This window comes from Micromonospora matsumotoense, assembly GCF_050951065.1.
Lineage (GTDB): Bacteria > Actinomycetota > Actinomycetes > Mycobacteriales > Micromonosporaceae > Micromonospora > Micromonospora matsumotoensis.
In genome coordinates this window covers 6,188,090-6,203,249 of record NZ_CP192025.1, presented here as the reverse complement: position 1 = coordinate 6,203,249, position 15,160 = coordinate 6,188,090, and the positions used below count along the sequence as shown (strand labels likewise).

At 75.0% G+C, this 15,160-nt stretch carries 12 protein-coding genes; 9 read left to right on the top strand and 3 right to left on the bottom strand.

What is annotated here, in order from left to right:
• Positions 1–60: 60 nt before the first annotated feature.
• From ACQP1S_RS26350 to ACQP1S_RS26335, 4 genes are all read left to right on the top strand, one after another.
• Positions 61–762, top strand: coding sequence for a response regulator transcription factor (locus ACQP1S_RS26350; RefSeq protein WP_091068807.1), 702 nt, complete (start codon positions 61–63; stop codon positions 760–762).
• The gene (locus ACQP1S_RS26345; RefSeq protein WP_432900273.1) at positions 759–2,318 is read left to right on the top strand and encodes a sensor histidine kinase; all 1,560 of its coding nucleotides are present in this window, start codon (positions 759–761) and stop codon (positions 2,316–2,318) included. Before ACQP1S_RS26350 ends, ACQP1S_RS26345 begins: the two co-directional genes overlap by 4 nt.
• 84 nt (positions 2,319–2,402) lie before the next feature.
• Positions 2,403–4,139, top strand: a complete 1,737-nt coding sequence (locus tag ACQP1S_RS26340) for a trypsin-like peptidase domain-containing protein (protein ID WP_432900272.1) — start codon at positions 2,403–2,405, stop codon at positions 4,137–4,139.
• 192 nt (positions 4,140–4,331) lie between these two features.
• Entirely contained in the window at positions 4,332–5,441 is a 1,110-nt protein-coding gene (locus ACQP1S_RS26335) for a glycosyltransferase family 4 protein (RefSeq protein WP_432908343.1), read from the top strand.
• Positions 5,442–5,564: 123 nt separating this feature from the next.
• Here the strand turns inward: ACQP1S_RS26335 and ACQP1S_RS26330 are convergent, their stop codons facing one another.
• The gene (locus ACQP1S_RS26330) at positions 5,565–7,289 is read right to left on the bottom strand and encodes a serine/threonine-protein kinase (protein WP_432900270.1); all 1,725 of its coding nucleotides are present in this window, start codon (positions 7,287–7,289) and stop codon (positions 5,565–5,567) included.
• 190 nt (positions 7,290–7,479) lie between these two features.
• On the opposite strand from ACQP1S_RS26330, the gene ACQP1S_RS26325 reads away from it, so the two are divergent.
• From ACQP1S_RS26325 to cutA, 3 genes are read left to right on the top strand one after another with little or no spacing between them, the layout of a single operon-like run.
• Positions 7,480–8,310 carry a patatin-like phospholipase family protein gene (locus ACQP1S_RS26325; RefSeq protein ID WP_091241126.1) on the top strand — a complete coding sequence of 277 codons (831 nt, stop codon included), beginning with the start codon at positions 7,480–7,482 and terminating at the stop codon, positions 8,308–8,310.
• Positions 8,310–9,329, top strand: coding sequence for a 1-acyl-sn-glycerol-3-phosphate acyltransferase (locus ACQP1S_RS26320; protein ID WP_432900268.1), 1,020 nt, complete (start codon positions 8,310–8,312; stop codon positions 9,327–9,329). Before ACQP1S_RS26325 ends, ACQP1S_RS26320 begins: the two co-directional genes overlap by 1 nt.
• 52 nt (positions 9,330–9,381) lie before the next feature.
• Complete coding sequence (gene cutA, locus ACQP1S_RS26315; protein WP_091241121.1) at positions 9,382–9,702, top strand: divalent-cation tolerance protein CutA; 321 nt, start codon at positions 9,382–9,384, stop codon at positions 9,700–9,702.
• 362 nt (positions 9,703–10,064) lie between these two features.
• On the opposite strand, the gene ACQP1S_RS26310 is transcribed toward cutA, so the two are convergent.
• Together ACQP1S_RS26310 and ACQP1S_RS26305 are read right to left on the bottom strand one after the other, a co-directional pair.
• Complete coding sequence (locus ACQP1S_RS26310) at positions 10,065–10,508, bottom strand: hypothetical protein (RefSeq protein ID WP_432900266.1); 444 nt, start codon at positions 10,506–10,508, stop codon at positions 10,065–10,067.
• 48 nt (positions 10,509–10,556) lie between these two features.
• Positions 10,557–10,757, bottom strand: a complete 201-nt coding sequence (locus ACQP1S_RS26305; protein ID WP_432900264.1) for a hypothetical protein — start codon at positions 10,755–10,757, stop codon at positions 10,557–10,559.
• Between the two features lie 234 nt (positions 10,758–10,991).
• Here ACQP1S_RS26305 and ACQP1S_RS26300 point away from each other — a divergent pair, with 234 nt between their 5' ends.
• On the top strand, positions 10,992–13,694 hold the full coding sequence (locus ACQP1S_RS26300) for an SCO7613 C-terminal domain-containing membrane protein (protein ID WP_432900262.1): 2,703 nt from the start codon (positions 10,992–10,994) through the stop codon (positions 13,692–13,694).
• A 118-nt stretch (positions 13,695–13,812) separates the two neighbouring features.
• Positions 13,813–14,964 (top strand): FHA domain-containing protein, encoded by a 1,152-nt coding sequence (locus tag ACQP1S_RS26295; protein WP_432900260.1) that lies wholly within the window; start codon positions 13,813–13,815, stop codon positions 14,962–14,964.
• The last annotated feature ends 196 nt before the right edge of the window (positions 14,965–15,160 follow it).

Below are 15,160 nucleotides of genomic sequence, written 5' to 3'. Positions count from 1 at the left end.
ACAGGGATTTTGCAGGAACCATCCAGCGCTGGCGCAGCGACATCACGGATGATGGCCAGCATGGCCGCTACCCAGACTGAGGCGCGACTGCTCGTCGTCGAGGACGATCCCAACATCCTCGAACTGCTCTCCGCCAGCCTCCGCTTCGCGGGGTTCGACGTGGCGACCGCCACCAGCGGCAGCGCGGCCCTGCACGCGGCCAAGGACCACCGCCCCGATCTGGTCGTGCTCGACGTGATGCTGCCCGATCTGGACGGCTTCGAGGTCATCCGGATGCTCCGCGAGGGCGGCACGCGTACCCCGGTGGTGTTCCTGACCGCCCGGGACGCCACCGACGACAAGATCCGTGGGCTCACCCTGGGCGGCGACGACTACGTCACCAAGCCGTTCAGCCTGGAGGAGTTGACCGCCCGCATCCGGGCGGTGCTGCGACGCACCGCGACCGGCGAGCAGGCCCCGTCCCGGCTCACCTTCGCCGACCTGGAGCTGGACGAGGAGACCCATGAGGTGCACCGCGCCGGCCAGCGGGTGCAGCTCTCGCCGACCGAGTTCAAGCTGCTGCGTTACCTGATGCTCAACGCCAACCGGGTGCTGTCCAAGGCGCAGATCCTCGACCACGTCTGGAACTACGACTTCCGGGGCGACGACAACATCGTCGAGTCCTACATCTCCTACCTGCGCCGCAAGGTGGACAACACCCAGCCCCGTCTGATCCACACCCTGCGCGGCGTGGGCTACGTCCTGCGCAAGCCGGCGGCGTGAGCCCGCTCGACGAGGCGAAAGGGCGGATCCGAAGCATCCCGCTGCGGGTCAAGCTGGTTGCGGCGGTCCTCACCCTGGTCGCCGTCGCCCTCGTGGTGATCAGTTCGCTGACCACCTATTTCCTGCGTGAGTATCTGATCGGGCAGGTCGACGGCGAGTTGCAGTCGGCCAGCGTCCAGGTCGGCCGGGTGCTGCCGGACCTGGAGAGCGGACGGGCCAAGGCCGCCCTGCCCACCGACTACGTCGTCGCGCTCGCCGGGGAGGACTCCACCCGTTTCATCGGATACGACCGGGCGCTCGAACCGGACGACCTTCCCCCGGTCCCGGCGGACCTGCCCGGTTTCCGGGCCGAGGAGGGCGAGCCGTTCACGGTCCGCTCCCAGGACGGCCGGGAACGGTGGCGGATGCTCTATCGGGAACTGTCCGACGGTCGGGTGCTCGCCGTCGGGCAGCACCTCACCGACGTCGACCTGGCCGTCAAGCGGTTGATCTGGATAGACATGCTGGTCGGCGGGGCGGTGCTGATCCTGCTCGCCTCGGTCGGCGCGGCCATCGTGCGGACCAGCCTGAAACCACTGATGGAGATCGAACGCACCGCCGCCGCGATCGCTGGCGGCGACCTGACCCGCCGGGTGCCCGACCCGGAGGACGGGCAGGAGTGCGCCACCTCCGAGCTGGGCCGGCTCTCCCGGGCGTTGAACGCGATGCTGGCCCAGATCGAGACCGCCTTCACCGCTCGCGCGGCGTCGGAGATGGCCGCCCGTACGGCGGAGGCCGGCGCCCGGGACGCGGCGCACGCCGCCTTGGAGTCCGAGGCCCGCGCCCGACGGTCGGAGGAGCGGATGCGGCAGTTCGTCGCGGACGCCTCCCACGAGCTACGCACCCCGTTGACCACCATCCGGGGCTTCGCCGAGCTGTACCGGCAGGGTGCCGCCCGTGCCCCGGAGCAGACCGCCGACCTGCTGCGTCGCATCGAGGACGAGGCGGCCCGGATGGGCCTGCTGGTGGAGGACCTGCTGCTGCTCGCCCGGCTGGACCGGGAGCGCCCGCTGTCGCTGGCCCCCGTGGAGCTGCCGGTGCTCGCCTCCGAGGCGGTCGAGGCGGCCCGGGTGGTCGCTCCGGAACGGCGCATCGAACTGGAGATCGCGCCGGGCTCCGGCCCGCTGGTGGTGCACGCCGACGATGCCCGGCTGCGGCAGGTGATCGGCAACCTGATGACCAACGCGTTGACCCACACCCCGGCAGAGGCGTCGGTGACCCTGCGGCTGCGCTCCGAGGCCGGGAACCTGGCCGTGGTGGAGGTCGCCGACAGCGGGCCGGGACTCGCGCCGGAGCAGGCCGAGCGGGTCTTCGAGCGCTTCTACCGGGCCGATGCGGCCCGGACCCGCCGGGCCAGCGGGATCACCAGCACCGGGCTGGGACTGGCCATCGTCGCCGCGCTGGTCACCGCGCACCAGGGCACGGTGGAGGTGGACGAGACGCCCGGCGGTGGGGCGACCTTCCGGGTCCGGCTGCCGCTGCTGCCCGAGTCCGACGGTGACGGCGACGGCGAGTGATCCACCACCGGCCCCGGAGTGACTTTCAGAAAACTTCCAGGGGGGTTCCAGGCTGGTGACAGTGGCACGGGGAAAACTAGGGGCATGACCGAGTTCGAGACCGACCCGCAGCGTCGGCCGGCTGCCACCGACGCCGAGCCGTCGCACCCCTCCGCCGAGCCGTCCCGCGTCGAGCGCGGCGAGTCCGACACCACCGCCTCTCCGGGCGACCCCGCCGGCACCGCGGGGGCGCCGGCCGGCGCGTCCCACCCCGGATCGTCGTACGCGTCGCCGTCGTCGTCGTACGCACCGCCGTCCTCGTCGTACGCCCCGCCCTCTGCCAGCCCGTACCCGCAGTCGCCGTACCAGCCCGGCGCGGCCTCCGGAGACCAGGGCTACCGGCCCGGGTATCCGGCGTCCACCGGCTATCCGGGTCACCCGCAGGCGGGCCAGTACCCGTCGGCCGGTTACCAGCAGCCCGGCCAGCAGCAGTCCGGTTGGGCCGGCGGTCACCCCGGCCAGCACCGCCCCGGCACCCCGGGCCAGCCCGGCGCGGGTGCCCAGCCTGCGGGCTACCCCGGTCAGCCCGGCTCCGCCGTCGGTGGTCAGCCCGGTGGCGCCGGTTACCCCGGCCAGCACGGCACGGCCCTCGCGGGACAGCCGTCCGGCGGTTATCCGGGGCAGTCGTCCGCCAGCTACCCGGGGTCGGCCGGCCCCGGTGGTCCGGGCGGGCCGCAGCAGCCCGGCCAGCCGGTCCCGCCGTGGGCGTCCGGCCCGGCGCCGCAGGCCGGCAAGGTGGCCAAGTTCGTCGGCGCGGGGGTGGCGGTCTTCGCCCTGATGCTCGGCTCCGGCGTGGCCGGCGGGGCGCTCGCCCTGGCGGTCGACGGCGACCGGGGCGGCATCACCCGCAACTACTCGTCCGCGCCGGTGATCAACAGCGCCGACCTACCGAAGATCGCGGCGTCGGTGCAGGACAGCGTGGTCTCGATCATGACCGACAACGGCGAGGGGTCGGGCGTGATCCTCAGCGCCGACGGCTTCGTGCTGACCAACAACCACGTGGTCGCGTCCGCCTCCGGCGACACCGTCCGGGTGGTCTTCGCCAACGGCAAGTCCGCCCCCGCCAAGATCATCGGAACCGACCCGAAGACCGATCTCGCGGTGGTCCAGACCAGCGGTCTCGACAACCTCAAGGCGGCGAAGTTCGGCGACAGCGACGCCATGCAGGTGGGCGACCAGGTGCTCGCCCTGGGCAGCCCGCTCGGTCTGCAGGGTTCGGTGACGGCCGGCATCCTCAGCGCCCGGGACCGCACCATCCAGGCCGGCAGTGGCAACAGCCCGCAGCAGGCCCCGCAGGGTGGCGCCAGTTCGATCTCCGGCCTGCTCCAGACCGACGCCCCGATCAACCCGGGCAACTCCGGTGGCGCGCTGGTCAACACCCGCGGTGAGGTGATCGGCATCAACACCGCCATCGCCACCGCCGGGCAGGGCAGCACCGGCAACATCGGGGTCGGCTTCGCCATCCCGAGCAACAAGGCCAAGAACGTCGCCGAGAAGCTCCAGCGGCGCGAGAAGATCAGCCACCCGTCCCTCGGTGTCAGCGTCAACGCGGCCGAGGACGGCGGGGCCCTGGTGGCCGCCGTCACCGGAGGCAGCGCCGCCGAGAAGGCCGGCATCCAGCGGGGCGACGTGATCACCAAGTTCGGGGACAAGGTGATCAACGACTCCAACGATCTGGTCGGCGCGGTGCAGGCCGGCAAGGTCGGTGACCGGGTCCAGGTGACCTACAAGCGAAATGGTGTCGAGGCGACGGCAACCGTGACGCTCGCCGAGACGTCATAGTTCCCAGACCTACCTCCTCCGGGCGGCGGGCGGTGGGGCCAAGGGGGTTGGCTCCGCCGCCCGCCGCCGTACGCACCCCGGACGGGCCCACCCGACCGGGGTGCGTTTGACCGTCCGGCCAGCGGGAAACCGCCACCGATCCCGGGTCGGGACGAGGTTCCGTATCGGGACAACGGGGGAGGATTCGTGGCAGTGACCCACCGCTCGTCGGAACGCCCACCGTCCGGGCCGCCACTGCGGATCGCGATGCTCGTTCCGCCCTGGCTGTCGGTGCCGCCGCCCGGCTACGGCGGGCTGGAGCAGGTGGTGCACGGGCTGGTGGACACGCTGGCCGGGCACGGCCACGAGGTGACGCTCTTCGGCGCGGGCCGGCAGCACGGCACCGCCGCCGACTTCGTCTCCACCATCGACGAGGTGCAGTACGACCGGCTCGGTGAGTCGCTGCCGGAGCTGGCCCATCTGGCGCGGGCCAACCAGTTGATCTCCGCTGCCGACTTCGACGTGATCCACGACCACACCACGATCGGGCCGCTGGTCGCCGGCCGGCGTGCGGTGCCCACCGTGGCCACCGTGCACGGCAACCCGGTCGGCGAGTACGGCGCGGTGCTCAGCGACACCGACCACGGGGTGGGCCTGGTGGCGATCTCCCACGCCCAACGGCGGGCCAACCCCGGACTGCCCTGGGTGGGTACGGTGCACAACGCCCTCAACAGCCGGGACGTGCCGGCCAAGCGGGGACCCGGGCGGGGCCCGGTGCTCTGGCTGGCCCGGTTCAGCCCGGACAAGGGCCCCGACACGGCGATCCGGGCCTGCCGGGCGGCCGGCCTGCCGCTCACCCTGGCCGGCAAGTGCAACGAGCCCGCCGAGCACCACTACTTCGCCGAGGTGGTCCAGCCGATGCTGGGCGACGACGTCAACGTGATCATGAATGCCGACCGGGAGGCGACCCTGCGGTTGCTGGTCGACGCCCGCTGTCTGATCATGCCGATCCAGTGGGAGGAGCCGTTCGGCATGGTGATGGTGGAGGCCATGGCGACCGGCACACCGGTGGTGGCGCTGCGCCGGGGCGCGGTGCCGGAGGTGGTGGTCGACGGGGTGACCGGGCTGGTCCGCGACCGTGCCGAGGAGCTGCCCGCGGCGCTGCGCGAGGTGGTCCGGCTCGACCCGGCGGCCTGCATCACCCACGTGGCCGACAACTTCTCCACCGAGCGGATGGCGCGCGGCTACGAGGCGATCTATCGCGCCGTCGCGCTCGGGGTGGCCCCGCCCGTGCGTCGGCCGGTTCCACTGCACACCCGCTGAACCGTGCGTCGGCCGGTTCCACTGCACACCCGCCGGACCGGGCGGCGGCCCGTTCCGCTGCGTGGCCGCTGGAGCGGGCGGCGGGTCTGCGCGGCGGGCGGCGGTCCGTGCCGGCTCAGGCCGTCAGGTGGTGGCCGCGGCCAGTTCCCGGGCGGCGGTGTCGAGCTGTCGGCCGTACGCCGTGGTGATCCCGCCCTCGTCGATCCGGCGGGTGACTTTGTCGCGGAGCGCGGCGGCCTGCGCGGGCACGTCGGACCGGCCCTCGGCGGCGGCCCGGGTCAGGTTGGCGAGCACGTTGCGCAGGTCCAGGCCGACGTCCTCGCGGACCTCGCCGGTGCGGACCCCGTCGTCGATCAGCTGGCGCATCCGGTCGGCCGCCTCGGTCAGCCCGCCACCGCCCTGCCCACCGCCCGGGGAGGTGGGGGTGGGCTGTGGGCGGGGCGGTGTGGGCGTCGTGGTGGCCCTCCTGGGGGCCGGTGCCGAGGTGGGGTCCGCCGGCGGCTGGGTGCGCGGCGGCGACGGCTCGGTCGCCGGGGCCTCGGTCTGCCGGGCGCTCGGCGGGGTGTGGGTCCCCGGCTCCAGAAGTGGCGCGAGCAGGAGGACCGCCGCGACGGTGAACACCACCAGGGCGCCCACCGCCACCAGCGGCCGGCGCGACGGCGGCAGCTGCGGCTCGTCGGGTCCGCCGCCTGCGCCGTCACTTCCGGCGCCGCCGTTCGCTGCGGGCCGGTCCGTTGCCGGTCTGCCGCCTGCCGTGCCGTCGCCCGTCTTCGCGCCTCCCGCGGTGCCGACGGCACCGACCCGGCCGGCGCCGGTGCCGTCGCCGGCCGCGCCGCCGGGGACCGCTGCGGTGCCGGACGCCGTGCCGACGCCGGTCGCCGGGCCGGTCCCGGCGTCCGCCGTGACCCGGCCGGTGGCGGTGGTCCGGGCACCCGTGCCGGTGGCGTCGGCTCCCGCTGTGGCGAGCGCGGGCAGGGTGACCGTCGGGGCGAGCATGGTGGCCGCCTGCGGATCACCCGGCAGCAACTGGTCCCGCAGCGCGGTGGCGACCTGGTGCGCGGTCGGCCGCTCGTGCGGGTCCCGGGCCAGGCAGCGCAGGCAGACGTCCACCACCACCGGGGGCAGCCCCGGTACGCCGTCCAGCGACGGCGGTGTCTCGTCGACGATCGCGTCGGCGAGCTGTTCCCAGGTCTCCGCCGGGTACGGCGGCTGGCCGGTCAACGTCTCGAAGAGCAGCACGCCCAGGGAGTAGACGTCGGTCGACGGCTGGGCCGGCGCCCCGTCCAGCCGTTCCGGGGCCACGTACGCCGGGGTGCCGAAGGTGCCCCCGTCCTCGTCGTCGTCGGGGGTGCCGATCTGGGTGGCGATGCCGAAGTCGAGCACCTTCGCGCCGGTCCGGGTCATCATCACGTTCGCCGGGGTGATGTCGCGGTGCACGATGCCGAGCCGGTGCGCCGCCGCCAGCGCCTCGGCCACCTGGGCGCCCACCTCGACCGCCTCCGGCCAGGGCAGCGGTCCCTCGGACAGCCGGTGTTCCAGCTCCTCGCCGGTGAGCAGCTCCATCACCACGAATGAGGTGATCTCGCCGTCCGGGGCGAGCGCCTCGCCGTAGTCGTGCACCGCGGTCACGTGCGGGTGGACCAGCTGGGCGGCGGAACGGGCCTCCTCGCGGACCATGTCCCGGAAGCGGGCGTCGGCCGCCAGTGACGGCGCGAGCACCTTGATTGCGACGACCCGGTCCAGCACCTCGTCGCGGGCCCGCCAGATCACCGACATCCCGCCGGCCCCGATCCTGTCGAGTAGCCGGTACCTGCGGGCCAGCAACCTACCGGCGTTCAGGGCTGCCATCAGTGTTCGCACCTGCCTGGGGTTCGGGGTGGTGTCAGGTTGCGGGAATGTGTCCCCCCTGTCAACGGTTGTCCAGTTGCCCACTCACCCTCCGCAGTGGTGGTTTCGCCCGCCGCCACCGGTGCGGGTCGCCGCCGGTGACCAGCGGCTGCGCCGCAGGCACGGGCGGCGGCGTGCCAGGATGAACGACATGAGTGGCGGTCCGGTGGCGTTCGTGCTCGGCGGCGGGGGAGTGCTCGGCGCGGTCGAGGTGGGCATGCTGCGTGCCCTGTTCCGGGCCCGGATCCGCCCCGACGTCGTGCTCGGCACCTCGATCGGCGCGGTCAACGGCGCACTGGTCGCCGCCGACCCGTCCGAGGCGGTCACCGACCGGCTGGTACGCCTGTGGGCCTCACCGGAGGCGAGCGAGGTGTACGGCGACTCGGTCGCCCGGCAACTGCGCCGGTTCGCCGCCCGCACCCACCTGCACTCGCCCCGGCCGCTGCGCAAGCTGCTGGAGGGGGAGTTGGGGGCGCAGACCACCTTCGCCGACCTGAAGGTCCCGTTCCGCTGCTGCGCGGCCAACATCGAGCGGGCCGCCGAACACTGGTTCCACACCGGACCGCTGGTGCCGGCGGTGCTCGCCTCCGCCTCCGTGCCGGGGCTGCTGCCACCGGCGCAGATCGACGGTCAGCACTACATCGACGGCGGGATCGTCAACTCGATCCCGATCGGCGAGGCGGTCGCGGTCGGCGCGACGCAGATCTTCGTCCTCCAGGTGGGGCGGATCGAGCGGGAGTTGACGCCGCCCCGACGGCCCTGGGAGATCGCCCAGGTCGCGTTCGAGATCGCCCGCCGGCACCGGTTCGCCCGGGAGATGGCCGCCCTGCCCGAGGGGGTACGGGTGCACGTGTTGCCGACGGGTGGGTCGGAGCCGCGCGACGACAGCCCCTGGGCCTACCGGGACATGGCGGCGGTGGGGCGGCGGATCAGCCGCGCCTACACCGCCTCCCGGCACTACCTGGCGACCCTGGACCGCTGATGCCGTTACCCCCACGGTGGGTGCGCCGGCTGCTGTTCGCGCCCGGGGTGATCCTGCTCGCGGTCACGGTGCTGACCACCGTGCCGGCCTGGGCGCTGCTCGCGCTGGCCGTGTCGCCGTTCGTGCCGGGCCGGCTGCGCCCGTTGCGGCTGCTCTGGATCGGCTGCGTCTATCTGCTGTGGGACGCCGCCGCGCTGATCGCCCTCTTCGTGCTCTGGCTGGCCTCGGGGTTCGGCCGGTGGAAGCGGTCGCCGGCCTTCCAACGGGCGCACTACGTGCTCGCCGGCTGGTTCCTCCGGGCACTGTTCTGGCAGGCCCGGTGGACGCTGCGGCTGAGCATCGACGTGGTCGGCACCGACCCGGACACCGCGCTGCCCGGCCGGCCGGAGCTGGTGCTCTGTCGGCACGCCGGCCCGGGTGACTCGTTCATCCTGATCCACTCCCTGGTCAACTGGTTCCAGCGGGAGCCCCGGATCGTGCTCAAGGAGGCGCTCCAGTGGGACCCGGCGATCGACGTCCTGCTCAACCGCCTGCCCAACCGCTTCGTCGCCGCCGGTGACGGCCGGGACTCGGCGGTCCGGCAGATCGGCCACCTCGCCACCGGCCTGGACGACGACGACGCCTTCGTGATCTTCCCGGAGGGTGGCAACTTCACCCCCGGCCGACGCCTGCGGGCCATCGACCGGCTTCGCTCGCTCGGGCTGGAGCGGATGGCGCTGCGCGCCGAGCGGATGCAGCACGTGCTCGCCCCGCAGCCCGGCGGGGTGCTCGCCGCCCTGGAGGCCGCCCCCGAGGCCGGAGTGATCTTCGTGGCGCACACCGGCCTGGACCGGATGCTCACCGTCGCCGACGTCTGGCGGGAACTGCCGATGGACAAACGGATCGTGATGCGGTTCTGGTCGGTGCCCCCGGAGGACGTCCCGACCGGCCGCCAGGAGCGCATCGACTGGCTCTTCGACTGGTGGGACCGGATCGACCGGTGGATCGCCGCCAACCGCGACGGCGTAGCCGCTGAGTGAACGTAGCGTGACGGTCGACCGCTGCGACGCCATTCCCACGTAGGGTGCGCAGGTGGACCAGATCTGCGTGGTGACGACGGTGGTGGACTCGCGGTCCGTCGCGGACCTGATGGCGGCCGCCGCGGTGGCCGGACGGCTGGCGGCCTGCGCCCAGGTCGGCGGCCAGGTCGACAGCACCTACTGGTGGCGGGCCGGGGTGGAGACCAGCACCGAGTGGTCGGTGCAGTTCAAGACCGCGCCGGACCGGGCGACGGCGCTGGTCGGCCAGATCCGGGCCAACCATCCCTACGAGATACCGGAGATCCTGGTCACCCTGGTGGACAGCGGCGACCCGGCGTACGCGATCTGGGTGCACGAGACCACCCGTACCTAGGTACGGGCACTCTGGCCAGGGGTTGCCGCCCACCGGCAGGATGGCCGGGTGGAGAACACCGGTTACCCCTGCCCCCGCTGCGGTGCGCCCGCCGAGCTGACCCGCGGGTGCGTCGGTTGCGGGCTCGGGCCGTACCCGCCCGCCGCGCAGGTGGTCCGGCTGGACCGGGAGATCGTCTCGCTCGGCCGGGAGGTGGAGCGGGCCCGGGAGGCGTACCAGGGGCTCGGCACCCGACTGCTCGCGGCGCAGCGCCAGCGGGCGGAACTGGCGGCCCGGATCCGCCGCGAGATCCCCGCGCCGACCCCGGTCGGTGCGGTGGCCCGCCCGGTCCCACCCGCGGTCCGCCCGGTCGCGCCGGGTGCTCATCCGGTCGCGCCGGCCGCCCGCCCGGTGGTCCCGTCCGCGCGCCCGGCGACGCCGGTGCGCCCCGGCGGCGTCGTCCCGTCCGGCGGGTCCGTGCCGCCGGCCGGGTTCGGCACCCCATCGGCAGCGGAGGGTACGCCGGGCCGCCCGGAGACCTCGACCCGGACGATCCAGTGGCTGCTGTTCGTCCTCGGTGGCCTTCTGCTCGGTACGGCGGCGGTGGTCTTCACGGCGGTCGCCTGGTCGGCGGTGGGGGTGGCCGGCCGGGCGCTGATCCTGGCCGCGTTCACCGCGCTCGCCCTGGCGGTGCCGCTGGTGGCGAAGTGGCGCGGACTGCGCGGCACCGCCGAGACGTTCGCCGCGGTGGGCCTGCTGCTGGTGGTCCTCGACGGGTACGCCGCCTGGTCGGTGAACCTGCTCGGCACCGCCGACTGGCCGGGCACCCGGTACGCCGCCCTGGTCGCCGGGGTCAGCGCGGCGGTCGCGACCGGTTACGCCCTGCTCAGCCGGCTCACCGTGCCGTGGTTCGCGGCGCTGCTCGTCGTCCAACCGGTGCTGCCGCTGGCGGCGGCGGAGTCCCGGCCCGGTGCCACCGGTGGGACGCTGGTCTTCCTCGGGGTGGCCCTGATCGACCTCGCGGTGGTGGCGGTGCTGCGCCACCGGTCGCCCGCCCCGGTCGCTCCGGCGGCCACCGGCCCGACCGGCCCGGTGCCGGCCGGGCCGGAACAGACCCGCCCGGTGCCGGCCGGGCCGAATCCCGCTGCTCCGGTGCGGGCCGGAGCGGTGCCACCCGGGTGGGCTCCGGCCGTTGCGGGTCCGGGGGAGGGTGGTGGTGCCCGCCGGGGGTCGGGCGCCACCACCGTCCCGGCGGACGGGGGACCGGCGGTCGGCGGGGGCCGGTCGCCGGTCCGGCCGGCGTCACCGCCGTGCTCGCCGGCCGGGTGCTCGGCTGGCTCGGCTTCGGTGCCGCGTCGACGGTCGCCGCGAGCTGCGCGCTGGTGCCGCTGGCCCTGGGCCGGGCCGGTGGTCAGCCCCTGCTCGCCGGCCTGCCGCTGCTGCTCGTCGGCCTGGTCCTGGCCGGTGCGGCCCGGGTCTCGGGTGTCCGGGTGTTCCGCCAGCTCACCGCGGGGCTGCTGGTGCCGCTGCTGGCCACTGCCGCGCTGCGGCCGGTGGCCGAGCTGCGGGCCGGTTTCCTGCTGCTCGCCGCCGGTCTGGTCACGGCCGGCCTGGCCGGTGCCGTCCGGCTGCTGCCGCAGCGGCACCGCACCGGCCCCCGGGTCGGCGCGTTGCTGGTCGCGGCCGGGTCGGCCCAGGTGGCCGTGCTCGCCACCGGAGCCCTCGCGGTGCTCGCGGTGGGCCGGTCACTGCCCGCCTGGCAGGGGGCCGATGCCGGTCCTGATCTCGCCTGGGGCTGGCAACTCCCGTTCGTCGCCCTGCTCACCACCGGGGCCGGCCTGCTGTTGCTGCCGAGGGCGGCCCGTCCGGTGACCGTGCTGCTGGGGGTGGTGGTCACCGCCGCCGCGCTGCCGGCGGTGACGGTCACCCCGTGGCCGGCCACCCTCGCGGTCGACCTGGTCGTCGGGGCCGCGCTGCTGCCGCTCGCGGTGCTGCGGTGCCGTCGCACCTCGACCGTGCTGGTCGGTGCGTCGGGTGCCGCCGTGCTGCTCGGGCACGGGCTGCTGGTGGCGGCGGCGGACCCGGTGGGGATGCTGGCGGCGCTCGGGGTGGTGCTGCTCGTCGGGCTGGCGGTGGCGCTGCCCGCCCGCCCGGCGAACGCCGTCGCGGGCCGGGTCGCCGGGGTCGCGCTGTCGGTCGCCCTGCTCACCGCGCCGGCCGGCACGGCGGTCGCGCTGCGGGCCGCCGGGTCGCCGGCCTGGTGGCAGTTGCGGGCCGGGTTCGCCGCCGCCGCGCTGCTGCTGGTCCCGCTCCTCGTGCTGCGTCGCCGCCGCCCCGACCTCGACGGGTACGCCGGCACCGCGCTCGCCGTGGCGCTCGCCGCCGTGGTCACGCCGACTGTCGTACCCGGTGGGGAGTCGTTGGCGCTCTATGCCGCATTGGCGGTCGGGGTGCTGGTGCTGGCCGACCGGCGTACCGCGGCGGTGACGCCCAGCCGGGTGGCCGGCGTCGGGCTGGCCGGCCTGGCCCTGGTCGCCGCCGCTGCGGTGACCCTCGCCGCGCTGGTCGCCCCCTACGGTGGGCCGGTCCGGCCGTGGTCCGGGGTGCCGACGGGGGACGGTCCGGCCGGTGCCCTGGTGGTCGGGGTGGCGCTGCTGGTCCTGGCCCTCACCGCCGCGCTGCTCGGCCACCGGCACATTGGCCGGCGGTCCGGGGCGGCCGTGGGCGCGCTGCCGTTCGGGGCGGCGGCGCTGCCCGTGCTGCTGCTCGCCGGCCCCGCGCCCTGGCCGGTGGTGCCGGCGGTGGTCCTGCTCATCGGCAGTGCGGCGCTGCTCACCGCCGCCCTCGCCGGCTCCGGCGGGACCGGGCCGGCCGTGATCGATCCACGCGTGACCGCCCCGCCCGTCGCCGGGCACACCGCCCCGGGCGGGCACACCGTGCCGGCGGCCCCCGCCGCGCCTTCCGGTCCGGCTGCTCCCGGGGCTGGGGCCGCACCGGTCGCCGGTGGGGCGATGCCGGGTCGGACGGGTGGCGGGGCGCTGCTGGTGCCGGTCACCACCCCGATCGGTCTGCTGTGGACCGTCTTCGGTCTGGTCGGGCTGCTCGCCACCCGGGCCGGCACGTTGGCCGGGCTGGCGCTGCTGGTGATCGTGACGGCGGTGATCGGCACGGTCGGCCGGCGGCCCGGGGTACGGCTGCTCGGCTGCCTGACCACGGTCGCGGCGGCCACCTGCTTCGCGCTCACCGCACCCCTGGCCGCCGGCCTGCCGACCCGGACGGCCGGTTTCCCGGTGCTCGTGGTGGCGGTGGCGGTGTTGCTCGGCGCACCCCTGCTGGCCCGGCGCGGCTCACTCACCGTACGGGCGTTGGAGGCTGCCGCGCAGGCGGTGGCGGTGCTCGCCCTGCTGCTCACCGTCGGTGCGATCCGACACGCGGCGGTGATCTGCGTGCTCTGGGGGGCCGCCGCCGCGCTGCGGGTGCTGTACCCGGGTCAGTCGGCCGGCCGGCGGTGGGCCTTCGGGGCGGTGGCCGGTGGCAGTGAACTGCTCGGGGCGTGGCTGCTGCTGATCAGCGGCGAGGTCGTGCTGCTGGAGGCGTACACCCTGCCGGCGGCCGGGCTGACGCTGGTGGCCGGCCTGCTGGCGCTGCGCACCCGGCCCGGGTTGACCAGTTGGCTGGCGCTCGGTCCCGGGCTCGCCGCCGGGCTGCTGCCCAGCCTGGTGTCGGTGCTGGTGGCCCCGGACCCGCAGCCCTGGCGGCGACTGCTGCTGGGCGGTGCCGCGCTGGGCGTGGTGCTGGTCGGGGCGGTCCGCCGCTGGCAGGCGCCGGTGGTGCTCGGTGGTGGCAGCCTCGTCCTGCTCGCGCTGCACGAACTCGTCCGGGGCTGGGACCTGCTGCCCCGCTGGATCTACCTGGCCGTCGGCGGGCTGACGTTGATCACGCTCGCGGCCACCTACGAGCGGCGTCGACGTGACGTGACCCGGCTGCGGGCGGCGGTGGGCCGGATGGGCTGAGCCGTCCACCGGTAGGGTCGTGCCAAGGCAGCGCCTGCCCACCGCCGACCGGCGCGCAGGTGCTGGTCGGGCCGGCGGTGGCGGCCCGGCAGAGCGACGAGATCCTCCGGAGCGCGCGATGAGATTCGAGATCAGCAAGGTGCTGGACGCCATCGAGGGGCGGGTCTGCACCGACCCGTCCCTGGCCCGAGCGGTGCTGGACCTGGCCGAGGTGATCCGCTACCAGGATCTCGACGGTGGCCGTCCGGCCAGTCTGCTGCGGCTCGGCATGGTGATCGACGCCCTCTCCCGCGAGCTGGCCGAGGACAGCGTCCCGGTCTATGCGATCGTGCACCGGGCGCTGCTCTCCGACGCCGACCTCACCTCCAACGAACGGATGGTGGTCCGCCGGTGGGCCGACGACGGACTGGTCGAGGTGCTCGACCACCCGGGTGACCGGATGCTGGAGGTGGCCGACCTGCTCGGCCTGCCGGTGGTCAGCCGGGTCCGGTTCGACGGCTTGCGTGGTCGGTTCCCGTGGCTGGTGGAGCAGCCGGGGCGGGTGGTCGCCCCGGTGCCCGGTGCCGGCGGCCCGGCCTTCGTCGCGCACGTCGGTGGCGGGCACACCCCGGTCGAGGGGGACCGCTCCCCGGTCGGTGGGCAGCTGCTCGCCCGGCAGTGGCGGTGCCCGGAGCCGGGTTGCGCGCTCTTCGGCGGTGGTGGGGGCGGCGGGGCGTTCGCCGACCTGGCCCGGGTGGACCGCGCCCCGGCCGGCCAGCCGCCACCGGCCCTGCGGCAGGGGGTGCCGACCTGCCCCCGGCACGGTGCCCGGCTCTCCGACGCCGGGCCGCGCCCGCGTAGCGAGGTGCTGGCGGTCCGGATCGGTGGCCTGATCCGCCGCCGCTTCGTGCTCACCGAGGACCAGCCGGTGGTGGTCGGCCGGGCGCCCGAGGAGCCCGGCGGCGTGATGCTCGGCCAGTGGCTCAACGACGAGACGCGGCGCTGGATCAGCCGGGCTCACGTCCGGTTCGAGCTGCGGGTCGGCGAGGTGATCGTCACCGACGTGAGCACCAACGGCTCCGGTATCCGGCCGAACGGCTCGATGGCCGAGGCGGAGCGCGTCCCGCTGGCCCCGGACCAGTCCCGGGTGCTCGGCGGCGCGGACATGGTGGAGCTCTACCCCGGGGTGCAGGTCGGCCGGGCCCGGGAACTGCCCACCGGCGCGGCGTTCACCCCGACCTCGGTGATGGCCGAGGCCCCCACCATGGCGATGCGACTGCCCCGCAACTGATCCGGCCACCGCTGCGGGCGTGGCCAGCACGGCGGGCGTCAGGACGACGGTCCCGACGTCCGCCGTCGTGCCTGCGCCCGGCGGTGTTCCGTCGATCCCGGTCCCGTAGGGGTATCACCACCCCGGAATCGGGGTCTGGCAGGATCGCCCCGTGACACCAATGCCGCCAGGATGGTGACGGAGGGGTCGCACACCG

What these genes read in the sequence shown, in the direction of transcription:
- ACQP1S_RS26340 (WP_432900272.1), top strand. Translation starts at nt 2,403, where the DNA reads ATGACCGAGTTCGAGACCGACCCGCAGCGTCGGCCGGCTGCCACCGAC.
- ACQP1S_RS26320 (WP_432900268.1), top strand. Translation starts at nt 8,310, where the DNA reads ATGCCGTTACCCCCACGGTGGGTGCGCCGGCTGCTGTTCGCGCCCGGG.
- ACQP1S_RS26350 (WP_091068807.1), top strand. Translation starts at nt 61, where the DNA reads ATGGCCGCTACCCAGACTGAGGCGCGACTGCTCGTCGTCGAGGACGAT.
- ACQP1S_RS26295 (WP_432900260.1), top strand. Translation starts at nt 13,813, where the DNA reads ATGAGATTCGAGATCAGCAAGGTGCTGGACGCCATCGAGGGGCGGGTC.
- ACQP1S_RS26325 (WP_091241126.1), top strand. Translation starts at nt 7,480, where the DNA reads ATGAGTGGCGGTCCGGTGGCGTTCGTGCTCGGCGGCGGGGGAGTGCTC.
- ACQP1S_RS26330 (WP_432900270.1), bottom strand. Translation starts at nt 7,289, where the DNA reads ATGGCAGCCCTGAACGCCGGTAGGTTGCTGGCCCGCAGGTACCGGCTA.